The 16,034-nt window shown below is 66.5% G+C and carries 10 protein-coding genes; 3 read left to right on the top strand and 7 right to left on the bottom strand.

The window, feature by feature from the left end; all coding sequences use genetic code 11:
- The first annotated feature begins 124 nt into the window (after positions 1-124).
- Complete coding sequence (locus EDF31_RS12400) at positions 125-2,233, top strand: AAA family ATPase (RefSeq protein WP_131846325.1); 2,109 nt, start codon at positions 125-127, stop codon at positions 2,231-2,233.
- Positions 2,214-3,416 carry a restriction endonuclease gene (locus EDF31_RS12395; RefSeq protein ID WP_131846324.1) on the top strand — a complete coding sequence of 401 codons (1,203 nt, stop codon included), beginning with the start codon at positions 2,214-2,216 and terminating at the stop codon, positions 3,414-3,416. Before EDF31_RS12400 ends, EDF31_RS12395 begins: the two co-directional genes overlap by 20 nt.
- Positions 3,417-3,425: 9 nt before the next feature.
- Here the strand turns inward: EDF31_RS12395 and EDF31_RS12390 are convergent, their stop codons facing one another.
- Both EDF31_RS12390 and EDF31_RS12385 read right to left on the bottom strand, forming a co-directional pair.
- On the bottom strand, positions 3,426-8,216 hold the full coding sequence (locus EDF31_RS12390) for a type ISP restriction/modification enzyme (protein WP_131846323.1): 4,791 nt from the start codon (positions 8,214-8,216) through the stop codon (positions 3,426-3,428).
- Positions 8,217-8,274: 58 nt separating this feature from the next.
- Positions 8,275-9,309, bottom strand: coding sequence for a 5'-nucleotidase (locus tag EDF31_RS12385; protein ID WP_243650019.1), 1,035 nt, complete (start codon positions 9,307-9,309; stop codon positions 8,275-8,277).
- A 510-nt stretch (positions 9,310-9,819) separates the two neighbouring features.
- Here EDF31_RS12385 and EDF31_RS12380 point away from each other — a divergent pair.
- Positions 9,820-10,758 (top strand): hypothetical protein, encoded by a 939-nt coding sequence (locus EDF31_RS12380; RefSeq protein WP_131846322.1) that lies wholly within the window; start codon positions 9,820-9,822, stop codon positions 10,756-10,758.
- Here the strand turns inward: EDF31_RS12380 and vsr are convergent.
- The 5 genes from vsr to EDF31_RS12350 all read right to left on the bottom strand — a co-directional run bounded on the left by vsr (position 10,748) and on the right by EDF31_RS12350 (position 16,009).
- On the bottom strand, positions 10,748-11,602 hold the full coding sequence (vsr, locus tag EDF31_RS20365; RefSeq protein ID WP_243650018.1) for a DNA mismatch endonuclease Vsr: 855 nt from the start codon (positions 11,600-11,602) through the stop codon (positions 10,748-10,750). The two genes, EDF31_RS12380 and vsr, sit on opposite strands and share 11 nt — an antisense overlap.
- Positions 11,603-11,697: 95 nt before the next feature.
- A complete protein-coding gene (locus EDF31_RS12365; protein WP_131846321.1) occupies positions 11,698-13,254 on the bottom strand; it encodes a PTS transporter subunit EIIC in 1,557 nt (518 codons plus the stop codon).
- Between the two features lie 59 nt (positions 13,255-13,313).
- A complete protein-coding gene (gene murQ, locus EDF31_RS12360) occupies positions 13,314-14,237 on the bottom strand; it encodes an N-acetylmuramic acid 6-phosphate etherase (RefSeq protein ID WP_131846320.1) in 924 nt (307 codons plus the stop codon).
- An 8-nt stretch (positions 14,238-14,245) separates the two neighbouring features.
- Positions 14,246-15,142: a MurR/RpiR family transcriptional regulator gene (locus EDF31_RS12355; protein ID WP_131846319.1), complete on the bottom strand. Its 897-nt coding sequence runs from the start codon at positions 15,140-15,142 to the stop codon at positions 14,246-14,248.
- A gap of 222 nt (positions 15,143-15,364) precedes the next feature.
- Positions 15,365-16,009 (bottom strand): NUDIX domain-containing protein, encoded by a 645-nt coding sequence (locus EDF31_RS12350; protein ID WP_131846318.1) that lies wholly within the window; start codon positions 16,007-16,009, stop codon positions 15,365-15,367.
- Positions 16,010-16,034: the final 25 nt, after the last annotated feature.

The raw sequence follows: 16,034 nt of genomic DNA, 5'->3' as shown, positions 1-16,034 counted from the left end.
GAGGTGGGCTCTGCGCGAGCAAAACTATCCGAAACGACTGACGCCGAGCGGTGCCGCGTACGAATGTGCGGAAGCCCGCAGAGGTGTTATCGGCGAAGAGCACCGAATCCGTCAGACTGAGCAGATGAGCCGCTCCGAGAACCGGATGACCCGACTGCGCGAGGCGCTGCGCTACCTACATGACCATGGTGGCCAGGCGCGTCGCCTCGAGGTCTGGGAGGCGGTGATCTCGGCCGTCCCGCTCGAAGTAGAGGAGCGAGAGCCGAACTCGAAGGGCCGTCCGAAGGGTGAGTCGGACTTCCTCTGGGGCACGACCTCACTCGTGCACGCCGGGTTCATGACGAAGCGTAACCGTGGCGAATGGCTGCTGACCGATGGTGGCCGTGCTGCCGCGGAGCTCGAGCCCTCGGACTTCACTAGAGCCCTCAATGACGGCGAGCGCGCGTTCCAACGAGAACAGCGGGAGGATCGCGACCTACGCCTCGCAACGGAGATCGTCCCGCCCGACTCGCGTGCCGAGGTCATCCGCAACACGAGCGCGATCTTCGTCGACCGCGGGCTGCGGCGGCTCGACTCCGTCTTCGCACCCGGGCGGAGCGTCTGGCGTCGTGAGGTCCTGCAGGAGATCGAGCGTGTTTTCCTCGATCGGCCTGATGCCGACGGCCCGGACTTCCTCGCGAAGATCGGAGCGCAGTTCGACGATGCGAGCGATGACGCGAAACTCCTCATGGCCGAGCTGATCTGCTGGCAGATCCTGCCCCTGCAAACTCCGGGCGAAAGAAGGAAGCGCGAGCGTGTGCGCTTCTTGCTGGACCGGATGGAGCATCCGGTGACGATCCCGACCGAGATCGATGAAGCATTTCGCTCCTGGTCGTTCAATCCGGGTCAGGCGCTGTCCGGAAGTCACACGTTCACCACGCTCGCCGTGGTCGTCCGGACCGCTAAGGCGTGGATGGCCCTCGATGAGGACGCTCGTGGTCGTGCTCTCGATGATCCATGGGCGTGGCGTGACCTCGTGGCGGCGGTCGACGGAACCGCGCTTCCCATCCAGCGGAATGAGCTGCTGTTCCTGGTCCATCCCGGAGTGTTCGGAGAGGTGGTCTCCGGCGACAACCGGGAGTCCATCCGGAGCGCATTCGCGGGCGAGGTCGAGGGGCAGATGGATGATGACCCCGACGCAGCGCTCCTACAGATCACGATTGCTCTGCAGCAGAAGGCGAAAGGTCCTGCGCTTTACTATGAGGAGCCGCTCTCGTCACGGTGGCAGAGGCGGCTCGTCCCTGCAGCGCCTTCCGACGACGCACAGAGCTCCGACGGGGAAGCGCCAGTGGCACCGCGAGACGATTTCCCGCGAGCGAACGGGGCGTTGACAGACTCCCTCCACATGCCGCTTCCGTGGCTGCAGGGCACCCTCGATTTCATCGAGCGCCGCAAACAGGTGATCCTCTACGGCCCTCCGGGCACCGGCAAGACGTTTCTCGCCCAGGCCCTGTCGAAGCACGTGACGGACGGCACCGACGGCGACACCACCATCGTGCAGTTCCACCCGACGTACTCGTACGAGGACTTCTTCGAGGGCTTCCGCCCCGTCGCCAACGACGACAGCGGCAACCTCGCCTTCACTCTTCGGAAGGGACCACTCCGGCGCCTCGCCGACGCGGCCGCCGCCAACCCGGAGGCGAGCTACTTCCTGGTCATCGATGAGATCAACCGCGGCAACATCGCGAAGGTCTTCGGCGAGCTGTACTTCTTGCTCGAATACCGGGACAGCGAGATCTCCCTGCTCTACAGCGACGAGCCGTTCACCCTGCCGAGCAACATCTTCGTCATCGGCACGATGAACACCGCAGATCGCTCGATCGCGATGCTTGACGCCGCGATGCGGCGCCGCTTCGCGTTCATCGAGCTGCACCCGGAACGCGACCCCGTGCAGAACGTGTTGTCGCGTTGGGTGGTGACCAAGGGCCTCCAGGACGACCGTGCCGCGCTGCTGACGCGACTCAACGCGCAGATCCAGGACCACGATGCCAAGGTCGGCCCGTCGTTCCTGATGCGCGATCTCCGTGGGACCGGTCTGCAGGACGTGTGGCGGTACGAGATCTTGCCGCTCCTGGCGGAGCACCACTACGGCGAAGGCGTCGACCTGGAGGCGCGGTACGGCCTGGCAACGCTGCGTCGGCAGACGACGCCCGCGTCGGCGGACGGGGCCGAAGGTGCTTCCGTCGACGATTGAGCTGCGGGAAGCGGACCAGCCGGTGGTGCACCGGCTGCCGCGGGCGGTCGCCGTCGGGCTCGCGGCGGCGAACATCGCGACCGTCGCGCCCACGCTCGGAGAGGACGAGTACCGCGTGAGCGGTGTCCGGAAGGTCGGCGTCGTCCGGATCGCCGGTTACACGGTGTGGTTGAAGCCGAAGACGCCAGTGCGGCGGCTGTTCGCGATGCTCGGGTACGCCCGTGCCGGGAGCGCGATATGGACGGTGGACGACTTCGGGTTCGAGGAGGACGAGGACCTCTTGCCGGCATTGGCGCACGCGTTCGTGCGGCAGGCCTCGCGGGCGTTGGCCGGAGGGCCGCTCCGCGGGTACGTCACGCGGGAGGATGCGCTGCCGCTCGTGCGCGGACGGTGGCGGATCGGGGATCAGCTGACGCGGCGGGGCGGGCAGCCGCTGCCGGTCGAGGTGTCGTTCGACGACTACGTGGAGGACATCGCGGAGAACCAGGTGCTACTGACCGCTTTGACCCGGTTGTTGCGCCTGCCGGGAGTGCCGGCGGACGTGCTCGGAGCGCTGCGGCGGATCGTGCGGGTGCTCGATGGGGTGTCGGTGATCCCGGTCGGGGCGCCGGTGCCGGTCGTTCGGGCGGATCGACGCAACGCGCGGTACTCATCGGCGTTGGCTCTGGCGTCCCTCGTGTTGTCAGGGTCGTCGGTCGAGCAACGCGCCGGGGCGGTCGTCGCGTCGGGGTTCCTGGTGGACATGTGGTCGGTGTTCGAGGACTTCGTGTCGGCTGCCCTGCGTGAGGCTTTCAGGCCGTACGGGGGAGTGCTGGTGTCGCAGTACCAATCGACGCTCGACATCGACGGCACGGTGAAGATCGCCCCGGACCTCGTGTGGCTCGTCGACGGAGAGGTACGGGCGTGCATCGACGTGAAGTACAAGGTTGAAAAGCACGGGCAGTACCCGAACGCAGATCTCTACCAGATGGTGGCGTACTGCCGGAGGTTCGGGTTGGAGGAGGGGTGGCTGGTATACGCCGGGACGGGTAGCGAAAACTCTTCGGCGGAGTTGACGAACGGTCCGACAGTCACGCGCAGTCCGGTCGATCTTGATCGAATCGGAGTCGCGTCCCGACTTGACTTCTTTCAATTGAGTGCTCGCGTTGCAGGCGGGGTGCCGTGCGAGCGGTCACGGCCGTGACTCGCTCCACTACAGGTCCGGTCCGCTGCGGTAGTCCAGAGCGGGAAGCGCCGCGACGATGCGAACCGTTTCGACGCTGACCGTCACGATGCGTTGGATCAGCTCGACGATGTAAGCCGAGTTGCCATGTTCAGCTCCCCAGTCGTTGGGATCGTTGACGATGCCGGACGCTTTGTCGGTCTTGACCTGGTACCGCTCGAGGATCCAGTCGAGTGCCGACCGAGAGCCGAGCTTGTACTCGTGCGCCGCGGCCGGGATGCCACTGATCGTTACGCCGGACGCAACGTGAATGACCGTGCGGTCCCAGTTGCCCGCCTTGCCGCCGTACCGCACCTTCGTCACGCGCAGGTCAGCGGGTATCGGCCCGCTGAGCTCTACCGGGTACAAGTCGGCGCTTTCATACCCGATGTGTAGCTCGGACAGCGCCCGACCTGCCGCCGCAAACGCCTGGAAGTCGGCCGTATCTGTCAGTTCCGGGATGCGCGGCAGCATCTTCTTCAGATCAGCGTCGAACTCGCGTCGGTAGTCCTCGGAGTGCAAGAGCCCGTAAACAGCGAAAAACACGTCATCACCGGTGACTTCCTGCCCGTACAGCTTCCGATACCGGGCGAGCGCGGTGTCGGTGATGTTGTCGCGGCGTTGCGGCCCGTCGAACATCGCGAACCCCCCGTCGTTTTGCTTAGCGTCGTAGACGTAACGCGGGAAGAACTGACCGCTGCCGGAGCCCCAAAGCGCAAGGTCGGGAACTGCGTCAACCGACAGCGCTGAAGCCGCATGGCCCGCTCCTGGCGCGGTGAGGTAGATGCCGTGGTTGCGTTCACCCGAGGGGAAATACGCCGTGTGCTGAGCAGGGCGGTGGATGACGCGAGGATCGAAATACAGCTGTTGACGGCTGAAGGGGCGGTACATGGCTGTTGTGATCTGAGCGTTGTTAACGCTGATGCGTTCGTCGCGCTTGAACCGGGCGAGCAGTGACGACGTCCAGCTGATGCGTTCCGGATTCGTATCGATGAAGTCCTCGGCAGGTTGCGGTCGGCCCGCTTGCTGCCAGCGGTCGAGTTCGGCGTTATACGCGTCGATCATGCGGGTTACGTTGCCGCGAAGCGCTGGGGCGGACGAGTTGTAGACCCACGCGTCGCGGTTGGTCTGGAGCCCCGCTGAGAAGCTACGGAAGATCGCCGACTCGGGCGCCTTGCGATCCCCGATCGCGGTGAACGTCTCGAAGGCGTCGTTGCGCTGGTTGATCCAGTCGCCGTGGTTGTTCGGGGTTATCTGCTGCCACGGGACACCGTCGGAGTCGCCGTACTGCTCCAGGAGGCCGAGCTTGTCGTCGCGGCTCAGGTAGTCGCCGATGTCGCGGTAGTGGATCGCGCCGGAAGAAGACCGGTCGGGGTTCTTCACGAGCAGTGAGATAGCGACGGAGGCGCGGCTGCCTGAGCCAAACACCTTCCCGCCTTCGCGTCGGGACTCCTCACCAGCGGTGCGTTGATTGCCGCGGAGGTTGAGGATGTAGAGCTCGGTGAATTCGTCTTGGAGGGCGAGCCGGAGGCCCGCTGCGGTGTTGCCGTCGAGAAAGCCGCCGTTGGTGACGTAGGCGACAATGCCGTGGTCCTTGATCCGGTCGGACGCCCAGCGGATCGCACGGATGTAGGAGTCGTACAGGCTGTTCTTGTTCTGCCCCGTCGACCGCGCCGCATAGGTGTTGGCAATGCGCTTGTCGAGGTAGGGGTACTTGAGGTTCTGGTTGTTGTCGTTGGCGGAGTCTTGCCCGGATGAGTAGGGCGGGTTGCCGACGATGACACGGATGTCGAGTGCGTTCTGCTGCTTGACACGTTCGTTGTTGTCGCCGAACACGCCCTGGTCGTCGTAGGTGTCGTCGTCCTCGGCGGTCTGGAATGTGTCGGTGAGGACCACGCCGGGGAACGGCACGTACTTGCCGCCCTGGAGGCTGTTGTAGGTGGCTTCGATGTTCACGGCGGCGACGTAGTACGCGAGCAGCACGATCTCGTTCGCGTGGAGCTCGTGCCGATACTTGTGCGCCAGATCGGCCGGGGTGATGAGGCCGGATTGAAGGAGGCGGACGATGAAGGTGCCGGTGCCGGTGAACGGGTCGAGGACGTGGACGCCGTGGTCGGTGAGGCCGGCACCGAAGTGGTCGCGGGAGAGCCTGTCGGCGCTTCGGAGGATGAAGTCGACGATCTCGTTGGGTGTGTAGACGATGCCGAGCCGTTCGGACGTTCCCCGGAAAGCGCCGGTGAAGAACTTCTCGTAGAGCCGTTTGATGATCGTCTGACGGCCGGAGGCGTCGCTGATGCCAGCGACGGTTCGTTGCACGCCGGCGTAGAAGCCGGCGAGGTCACTGGTTTCGGTGGTGAGGTTCTGCTCTTCGAGGGCGTCGACCATGCGTTGCATGACCTGCGAGACCGGGTTGTGGTCGCTGAAGGCGTGGCCGGCGAAGAGGGCATCGAAGACGGGTTGGGTGATGAGGTGCTGTGAGAGCATCTCGATCGCCTGCGGTTCGGTGACACCGGGGTTGAGGTTGTCCTGGAGGCCTTTGACAAAGCGGGTGAACTCGGTGTGGAGACTTTCGTTGGAGCCGTCGACGAGGCTGGTGATGCGCGCGATCTGCCGACCGGCGATTTCGGCGACGTCTTTGGCCCAGTTTTCCCAGTAGTCGCGTTCGCCGACCTTGTCCACGATGCGGGCGTAAATGGCGTTCTGCCAGTCCGCGCCGAGGATGCTCATGTCGAGCGGGATCTGCGACGTCTCCGGTGTCGCCGTGCCCGGTGCGGGCTCGGGGAGGTCGGCGTCGGTGTAGTTGGTCGCGATGACGGGACCGGTGTCAGTGCGGCCGTTTAGATCGATCTGTTCGATCTTTGCTTCGAAGCGTTCATCGTGTGCACGGAGTGCGCGGAGGACGTCCCAGACGACCTTGAACTTGGTGTTGTCGTTGAGCGCTTGCTCGGGTGACTGTCCCGCTGGTACTGCGATGGGGAGGACGATGTAGCCGTAGTCCTTGCCGGGGGCTTTGCGCATGACGCGGCCGACGGATTGGACGACGTCGACGGGGCTGTCGCGAGAGTTGAGGAAGATGACCGCGTCCAAGCTGGGCACGTCGACACCTTCGGAGAGACAGCGCGCGTTGGTGAGGATGCGGCAGACGTTCTCACCTGCCGTGTCGGCTTTCAGCCAGTCGAGCTTCTGGTTGCGTTCGAGGATGTTCATCCCGCCGTCGACATGGTCCGCTTCGAGGCGGAACGTCTGCTCGTCGCCGTCGGCGTTCCGGTCGATGCGGGCTCCGGCGAGGCTGTCCGCGCGGACGCCGTCGACGCCGTCGTAGCCGTTGAGGTATCCGCGGACGGTTTTCGAGTCGGCGATGGAGCGGGAGAACGCGACCGCCCGGCGGAGCGGCTTGTGCGCGTTCGGGGCGGTGGTGTCGATGCCCTGCACGCCCCGCTTGGCGAGGCCGTTGTAGATCCCCACGATGCGGGCAGCGTCGGGGATGTTCAGTTCCCCGTCGGCGGCGAACGTTTCCTGGAATGCGGATCCGATGGAGTCCTCGTCGATGGTGAGGACCAGCACCCTGTAGTCGGTGAGGAGGTCCCGTTCGACGGCTTCCCCGAACCCGAGCCGGTGGAACACGGGGCCGAACACGGCTTCGTCGTCCATCGAGTACAGCACAGCCGCGTTTTCATCCGCCTGGCTGCGGGCGGATTCGGCGTAGATCTTCGGCGTAGCGGTCATGTAGAGCCGCGCCTGCGTCTGGATCGACTCGTCCGAGTGCACGCGGAGAAACGCCGACTCTTCCGCGCCTTGCCGGATGAATCCAGCGGTGCGGTGTGCCTCGTCGCAGATCACGAGGTCGAAGTCGGCGAGACCCTCTGCTTGGGCTTTCGCGATCACGTCAATTGATTGGTACGTCGAGAAGAAGACGGTCAATCCGTCGGGCGCTGTACTCTTTGCGACCTCTGTGAGGAGCTGTTTGGTGTTGGTTGTTGCCGGGTATGCAAGGTCAGCAACGGTGAAGTCCTCCGAGACGCGCCCGACCTTGCTGTCGGAGCAGACCGCAAAGGCGCGAAGCGGCATGGCGCGTTCTTGGGACCATTCCCGCAAGGTCTGCGACAACAAAGCGATTGAGGGAACGAGGAACAAGACGTTGCCTCCGCGCCCGGCGACATCCTCCGCAATCCGGAGGCTTGTGAAAGTCTTGCCTGTTCCGCAGGCCATGATCAGCTTGCCCCGCGCCGACTCGGCAAACCCGGCCCGCACGGCGTTCAGTGCCTCCACCTGATGCTGGCGGAGCATCTTCTGTTGCGGGGCTGCTAACGAATCGGGGTGGTCGAAGGAGTACTCGGACCAGTCGATACCGGAGTGTTCAAACTCTTCAATCGGGATCTGCGCGGTGGGCAGCTGCTGATCGACGAGCGCTTCGAGCGCGTTCTTCCCGAGCGGGGCGGTGGCTACGATCAGGCGGGAAGAGAACGCCGCCTTTCCCGACGCGGTGAAGAACGAGTCGAGGTCGCCCTTCTGAACCGTGTTGCCCGCGTCGTGGAACTTGCACTGGATCGCGCACAACCCGCCACCATGACGCTCCCGTGCAACGAGATCGATGCCGGTGTCGGTCTTCCCGTTTCGGTCAGGCCAGTCTTGCCAGAGCCACACCTCGTCGAAGCGCGCCGTCCACTTCGGGTCGGTTGTCAGGTACGCACGAGTCAACCGTTCGAAGAGGCGGCCCTTGGTGCGCTTGTCCGGAGCGATGGTCGCGTAGACGTCGAGCAGATCGTGGATGGACATCGCCATGATGCGGTTCCCCTTGAGGTGCGGCTGGCACGGAGGCCAGGTCGGAGCGAGATCGAGACTAGCTGGCGAGATCGTCTGGCTGGTCCTGCGGCTCGCGGTTCACCGGCTCTTCCGTGTCAGCCGCGACGTTGGGTGGCGTCCCCTTCGCCGCGTTGACGATCCCGAAAGGGACGTGAACACTCGGTACTTCGTTGGCCGCCCCGCGCAGGTGATCCACTTGGTCGTCGAAGAAGATGTGCGGACGGAGGACTCGCAGGATGCGGGCCTTCTCGACACCGCCGAGGAAGAACGCATCGTTCACCCGGAGGCCCCAACCCTGCAGAGTCCGAACGACTCGTTCGTGTGCCGGCGCATTCCTCGCGGTCACGATCGCGACGTGAACGCGACGGTTGTAGGTCGGATCGGTCCCAACCAAATCCTCTTCGATGTCCTGGATGCGATTGATCCCGCGCAAGAACCGTGCCATCAACCCCTCCGGCATCGCTTCGTCGGTGTGAGAGGCCTCGTTCTCATGGAAGGCCGCGAGATCGGAGGCTTGCATGATGCGCTCGGAGGAGTCGTCCGTCAGCACACCGTCGAAGTCGAACGCGATGCGTAAGTCAGTGCCGGTCGGATCCTCTGCCGGCGTGCCGACAACGCGACCGGCAGGCAGGCCGCGGTCGATCGCAGCTCGGACGTCGTCGTCATTGGCGGAGAGGAACAACGACATGTTGAGCGCCTCCATGTATTCGTGCGACGACCGGCCCTGCATGAAGATCGCCCGCGAGATTGCGAGGTCGTGCGCTTCGAGTGACCGCATCACTCGTAGTCCCGTCTCCGGGTCGTTCCGGGAGAGGATGATCACTTCGACCAACTGCCCACCGTCCGGGCGCAGGTCGTTGAGAGACAGCAAGCGGCGGATGAACGGGAATGCGACGCCCGGGAGAAGTGTGTCGTCGAGGTGCTCTTCCTGGTGCTTCCGGTACTCGTCCTCCCCGTACTCGCGGAAGATCTTGTCCGAATCGGACAGGTCGAACAGTGCGCTCGAGGCGACACCGACGACCAACATGTCGTCTAGAGCGAAAGGCATCTCTGTTCCTTGTTTGGTGCTCATGTTGAGCGAGTCGAGGTGTGTTGTGAGGAAGGAGAATCAGCGGCAGCACTAGATGCGCCGAAGTTGTCATCGTCAGTAAGCGTGCGTCGCCACCCAGAGCCCGTCGCGCGCCCGTGTCATACCCACGTACGACTGCCGCCGCTCGAGTTCCCGGCGCTCCCGCTCGGCCTCGCTCATCAACTCATGGGTGTTGAGCGGTCTCGGCCTCGGTGCCCTCGGCGATCTCGTAGCGTCCCGCCTGCTATTCAGCTTCGTCCGCCTGCCGCCGGTGTTCGTCGGCGCGGCTGCGGAGTCGTCGAGCTTCTGCCCCTGCAGAGGTTCCGGCGATGGTCATAGTGGTGCTCCCCGAGGAGTGTCCTGATCACACCGGCGTCCCCCTCGAACCCTCCGGTACTGCAACATCCTCTCTCGTGAGCAACTGTCAAGGGAGCTCCCCGTTCTGGGGGGCTGCTCAGCGTTCGAGCAGTTCGTCGGTCGTCGCCTAGCGTTTCCATAACGAGGGGAATGGAAATGGTCTGGGACATCCCGATCGGCACGAGCATCGGACGGCGCGAGCTGCACAGCCGTCTCGGCGGTGGCAGCTGGCAGGACGGCATCACGCGTGTCGTGAAGACGAACGAGATGCTCGTCTTCACGAACGACGGCGGCGGGGAACATGGCTACGGCGTGCACGAGGGCCTCCGCGGTGACGGCCTGTTCCGCTACAGCGGGCAAGGACAGAACGGCGACCAGACGCTGACCGGCAACAACAAGGCGCTGGCGGATTCCGAGGCAATCGGTCGCCCCATCCGCGTGTTCCGGGGTCAGGGGACCGTGACCTACGTCGGGAGCTTCGCGCTCGCTGATCCTCCCTACAGCTGGGAGCGCTTCCCCGGGACCGGCTCGTCTCCTGAGCGGGACGGACTGGTGTTCAACCTCGTTGCCGTCGACGCGGACACGTCGCTCTTGCCTGCCCTCGTCGACGAGGCCGGCGACCCTTCCGGCCGCGCGTCAGCGATCGGTGCCTCTTCAGCCACGTCTGCCTGGCAACCGCTCGACTTCAGCGAGTACCAGGTGCGGCGGGTCGAAGAAGGCGAGTCGATGCGATCCGTCTCCCGTCGCGAGTTCGAGCTGCAGACCCGGTTCGGCGAATGGCTCCGTGCTCGGGGTGATGATGTGCAGGTGCTGCGTCTCACGGACGACGGTGTGACGATCGTGCCCGATCTCTACGTCCCGACGATCGGCCAGGTCGTCGAGGCGAAGAAGTCGACCGCGCGGGCGTACGTCCGAACCGCGATCGGGCAGGCGCTCGACTACGCGGCGGTCGCGAGACGTCACGGTCTGGCGGTGACACCGGCGGTCCTCCTGCCTTCCGAGCCCCAACCCTCGATGTTGGAGCTGTGCACCTCGATCGGGATCACCGTGTGGTGGCCGATATCGAGCGGTGGCTTCCGGGAGGTCAGGCCGTAGCCGCGGCTCTGCTCAGGATCCTCACTGTGGGCAGATCTGGCTCGGCCCAACCGAGCGAGCCGAGTTCGGCGGGGAGGACCCAGCGCAACTCGTCGTGGTCCGTGCTCGACGTCGGTCCGTCCGCGGCCCAGGCGACTCGGTATGTGGCGAGGTCGATGTCGACATTGCCGACACGGGTGAGGGAGCGGTCGATCGGTTCGCCAACGACGACGTCAAGACCGAGCTCTTCGTGGAGCTCGCGTCGCAGGGCTTCGGCAGCGAGCTCTCCCGGCTCGACCTTCCCGCCGGGGAACTCCCATTGGCCCGCCGCTGGTCGATCACGTGCCCTTCGACATGTGAGTACGCGACCGTCAGGCCGAGTGAGTACGCCGGCCACGACCTCGATCATGCGTTCCATCCTGCCTGAGAAACTCAGCGCGGTACGAGCGATTGCACCCCATTGATCCAGGGCGTGCTCGACGGAGGCGGCTGCCTCCTCGGGACGTTCGTGCTCCCAGAAGCGCAGCACCCGCCAGCCTTCCATCACCAAGATCGCCTGGTTCTGTGCGTCCCGCTGACGATTGGCGAGCAACTTCCGACGCCACAGCTCGGCGTTCGCCTTCGGAAGGTGGGCGTGCTCCTCACAAAAGTGCCAGAAGCACCCGTCGACGAAGACAGCGATCCGCGCACGTGGAAACACGAGGTCGGGTCGAACGCGGCACCGACTGCTCACGCGCCGATCGACGAAGAACCGTCGCCCTCGGCGGTGCAGTTCACGACGAAGTGCGAGTTCGGGCACGGTGTCTCGTCGACCAAAGCGCGCCATGTGCCGCCGACGAGCATCGTCTGCTTCCCACTTCTCCACGCTCCGATCCTCACCAAGTATTAGATGAGTTGAGGATCCGAGCGGTGATCTGTGGACGGACCGACGATGGACTGCGATGTGGGGGAAGCGGGCGATCAGCGCGAGTCGGCCGCAGTCGCTCCGACCGGCGAGACCGGCACATCGAGGGGCGCATCCGGAGCCACGGGATCACCGGACGGCACTGACGACTGCGCCTCCAGATCCGCCCTCACCGACTCCGACACCCCGAACAACAACGTCGCCACGAACCCGACGACGTACGCCACCACGAGTCCCGACCCGTACCCGAGCAACGCCCACCCGTACCCGGACGAACCATTCAGCAGCGGGATGAGCGATAGGTCCGACGCCCCGATGGCGATCGCCCCGACGGAATGCCCGAGCTGGTCGAAGAGCCCGACGACACCGCCACCGAACGCGCCACCGATGCACGCGGTGATGAACGGCCGACCGAGTGGGAGCGTCACGCCGTAGATCAGGGGCTCGCCGACACCGAGGAACCCGGCCGGCAGCGCACCACGGATGGTCCGCACCAGGGAGGCGTTCGAGCGGAACCGCACCCACAGCGCGATGCACGCACCGATCTGCCCGGCGCCACCCATCGCCAGCACGGGCAGCAGCACGGTCCACCCGGTCTGGTCGATCAGGGTGGTGTGGATCGGGATGAGCCCCTGGTGCATGCCGGTCATGACGAGCGGCAGGAAGAGGCCTCCGAGCACGAAGCCAGCGAAGGCCCCACCGTTCGCGAGCAGCCAGGTCGCCGCGGTCCCGATCGCAACGGAGACGACACCGGCGACGGACATCAGGATCCCGAGGGTGATCGACCCGGCAACGAGCACGGTCACAGTCGGCACGACGATGAGCGCGATGACGTCGGGGGTGACCTTGCGCATGAAGCGCTCGACGTAGGCGGCGAGGATGCCGCCGGCCAGAGCGCCGAGCACACCGCCCTGCCCGGGGGCGAGGGTCTCGCCGAACACGGTCACGTTCGCGACCCCGGCAGCGACGATGATGCCGCCGACAGCGCCACCGAGGATGGGCGTGCCGCCGAACTCCTTCGCGGCGTTCATCCCGACGAAGACGGCGAGCAGGGACAGGAAGCCTGAGCTCAGGACGCCGAGGAACGGCGTCACCCCGGGCAGCCACCCGAGGTTCGTCAGGATGCCGTTGATCCCGGCGATCAGACCGCAGGCGATCAGTGCGGGGATGAGCGGGATGAAGATCGCGGAGATCTTCCGGATCGCACGCATAGTGCGGCCGTCGGAGCGGGACCGTGCGGACGCCTTGATCGACGCGCCGCGAGCGGCGAGCTCCTCGGGTGACGCACCGGACGCACCGGATGCACCCGACTCGGCAGCGGCACTGGATGCACCGGACCCACCAGCCGCAACCGACGGGGCGGCCGCGCGCAGGGCCTCCAGGTCGACGGCCACGCGATCGACGAGACCCGGGCCGAGCACGATCTGCAGGTTCGAGCCGGCCGCCAGCGCGGCCATGACGCCGTCGGTGGACTTGAGCTCGTCGAGCGCGACCGCGTCGGTGGACACGACCTCGACGCGCAGGCGGGTCATGCAGTTCTCGACGTCGGCGATGTTCGCGGAGCCTCCGACGGAGTCGAGGATCTGCTGGGCGAGTTGCTGTGCATCGGGCATTGCTGTGCTCCTCGGGGGAAGGAATCGAGCGGAAGGAAAGCGGGGAAAGGGGAAGAGGTCTACAGCACGGCGCGCAACGAACCGGAAGCACCGACGAGGCGCTCACGGGCCGAAGCAGCCGAGGCGCCGGTGAGGATCACGGCGATGGCGGTCTTCACCTCGCCGTCCGAGGCATCGAGCGCCGCCTGGACGTCGGCGGAAGCAGCGCCGGTGACGTCCTGCACGAGCGAGAACGCCCGGGCGACGAGCTTCGCGTTCGTGGCCCGGACGTCGACCATGCGGTTGCCGTACGTCTTGTGGCTGCGCACCATCGCGAGCGTGGTGAGCATGTTCAGCACGAGCTTCTGCGCGGTGCCCGCCTTCAGGCGGGTCGACCCGGCGATGAACTCGGGGCCGACGACGACGTCGATGGCGATGTCCGCCTCGCGCCCCGCGGCCGAGTCGGGGTTGCACGCGACGGAGACCGACAGGGCGGAGCGGCGACGGGCCTCCAGGATGGCTGCGATCACGTAGGGCGTCCTGCCGGACGCGCTGATCCCGACGACCACGTCGTCGGCCGTCAGGCCGAGCGCGTCGAGGTCGCGGACGGCCGCTGCTTCGTCGTCCTCCGCGCCCTCGACGGCGGTGGTCAGGGCGACGTCGCCGCCGGCGATGAGCCCCACCACCTGCGAGGGGTCGGTGCCGAAGGTGGGCGGGCACTCGCTGGCGTCGAGGACGCCGAGCCGACCCGGCGTGCCGGCGCCGACGTAGACGAGTCTGCCGCCGCGCGCGAACGCTGCGGCGATCGAGTCTGCCGCCAGGGCGATGGCCGGGAGGCACGGCTCCAGTGCCGCAGGCACGCTGCGGTCGCCGGCGTTCATGCGCTGGGCAGCTTCCAGCGTGGAGATCGTGTCGATGTCGTCCAGCGAGTGGTCGGTCGCCTCGGTCGTGAGGGCGGCGAGTTCGTCGCGGAGGGCGTCATGGGTTTCGTGCGTCTGGTTCATGGTGGTGCTCAGTTCCGGTGGTGGGTGCGGACGGCGTCGCGGCTGCGGGCGAGGAGCGGCTGGGACCGCTCGTCGGTGCGCTGCGCGACGACGATGAAGAGGGCGTCGACGATCGCGAGTTGGCTCATGCGGCTGCCCATGGCGGCGGGGCGGAGGGCACTCTCGGCACCGGCGACGCCGAGCAGGACGTGGTGGGCCGTGGTGGCGAGCGGGGCGTTGGCATGGCCGGTGATGGCGACGATCGTCGAGCGCTGGGCTGCGGCGGCGTGGGCGACCTCGAGGGTCTCGGTGGTGGAGCCCGAGTGGCTGACGAGCACCAGGACGTCGTGCTCACCGATGACGCTCGCGAGGGTCAGGGCGTTGTGCGGGTCGTCGGCGATCGAGCTCACGATGCCGATGCGTTCGAGCTTGAGGTGCAGGTCCCGCGCGACGATGCCGCTCGCGCCGACGCCGTACAGGACGACGCGGCGGGCACTGGCGAGTTTTCGTGCTGATTCGTCGAGTGCGTGCGGGTCGAGCGCGGCGCGGGTGTCGGCCATCACGGCGCGGACGTCCTCGGTGACCTTCGCGATGACGGTGGCGACGTCGTCGTCGACGGCGACCCCGGCGTGGATCTCGGTGTGCTCCCGCTCGTGGATGCCGCGCTCGACGGCCCGGGTCATGCTGCGCTGCAGGCCGGCGAAGTTCGCGAAGCCCAGGTGCTGGGCGAATCGGGAGACGGTGGCGGGGGAGACGCCCGCGCGGCCGGCGAGTTCGGCGGCGTTCGTGGTGGCTGCGGCTGCCGGGTCCTCGAGGACGGCGTCGGCGATGGCGCGCATGCTCGACGGCATCGTGGCCGACTGGGTGCGGACGAGGGCGAAGGCGTCGGCGCGCTCGACCCGGTCGGCCCGCTCGGTGATCGTCATCCCGCTATGAAAGCGTCTTTCGTGCGTGAGCGCCAGAGGTGAAAGTAAATTGCGTGTTACGGGTGATGCGGTGGCCGCGCGGTGGGGCTGGCGCGTTCAGTGAGCAGAAAAGGTCGAGTCGCCGCAGCGGACTCGACGTTTTCTGCTCACTCGATGAGCGGCGGACGCGAACCCGGGCGGCCGAACCCGGGCGGCCGTGCGTCTGGCGGCCGACCGGCTCCGTCACCCCCGCCGGTACCGCGTCGCCGGCTTCCCCGGCCCGTCCGCCCGCTTCGTGTCCGTCGCGGTCAGCTTCGGCAGCATCGCTCGCCGGAACGAGTCCGGCAGCAGGCGCTCGCCGAGGATCGTCTCGTGCAGCTGCCGCAGCTCCGACATCGTGAACGGCTCGGCGAGCAGCCCGTGCGGATCCGGGGCGTCGCTGTAGGCGGACCGGAGCCGAGCGACCGCGAACTCGAGGATGTCGTCGTGCCCGTGCACCATCCCGCGCACCTCGAACACCGGCGTGAGTCGCACCTGGGGCTCGTCCAGGTCCAAAGCACGAGCCGGCACCACGTCGAGGTGCGCCACCGACAGCACCCACCCGCGGTCGTCCCGCGCCGGATCGTCGAACACGTGCAACTGCTCCGGCGCGAGCCCCGTCACGCCCGCCTTCGCGGAGAGCGACCGCAAGACGGCCGAAGCCAGCCGCTCACCCTCGTGCACGAACGTCCCCGGCAGTCGCCAGTCGCCCTCGGTGGCATCGCGGACCTGCACGACGGACAGTGGTCCGCCCGCGGGGACGGTCAGCACCGCGGTGTCCACGGCGACGGAGGGCCGCGGGTAGTCCGTCAGGCGTCGGCCGCTCGCGTCGCGGTACTCGTCGGTCATGTTCGTGAGTTTACGCACACTTGCG

The organism is Curtobacterium sp. PhB142 (genome assembly GCF_004341255.1).
GTDB lineage: Bacteria > Actinomycetota > Actinomycetes > Actinomycetales > Microbacteriaceae > Curtobacterium.
This window is presented reverse-complemented; position numbering and strand designations above follow the sequence as displayed.

What these genes read in the sequence shown, in the direction of transcription:
- EDF31_RS12385 (WP_243650019.1), bottom strand. Translation starts at nt 9,309, where the DNA reads ATGAGCACCAAACAAGGAACAGAGATGCCTTTCGCTCTAGACGACATG.
- EDF31_RS12350 (WP_131846318.1), bottom strand. Translation starts at nt 16,009, where the DNA reads ATGACCGACGAGTACCGCGACGCGAGCGGCCGACGCCTGACGGACTAC.
- EDF31_RS12355 (WP_131846319.1), bottom strand. Translation starts at nt 15,142, where the DNA reads ATGACGATCACCGAGCGGGCCGACCGGGTCGAGCGCGCCGACGCCTTC.
- EDF31_RS12390 (WP_131846323.1), bottom strand. Translation starts at nt 8,216, where the DNA reads ATGGCGATGTCCATCCACGATCTGCTCGACGTCTACGCGACCATCGCT.
- EDF31_RS12365 (WP_131846321.1), bottom strand. Translation starts at nt 13,254, where the DNA reads ATGCCCGATGCACAGCAACTCGCCCAGCAGATCCTCGACTCCGTCGGA.
- murQ (WP_131846320.1), bottom strand. Translation starts at nt 14,237, where the DNA reads ATGAACCAGACGCACGAAACCCATGACGCCCTCCGCGACGAACTCGCC.
- EDF31_RS12400 (WP_131846325.1), top strand. Translation starts at nt 125, where the DNA reads ATGAGCCGCTCCGAGAACCGGATGACCCGACTGCGCGAGGCGCTGCGC.
- EDF31_RS12380 (WP_131846322.1), top strand. Translation starts at nt 9,820, where the DNA reads ATGGTCTGGGACATCCCGATCGGCACGAGCATCGGACGGCGCGAGCTG.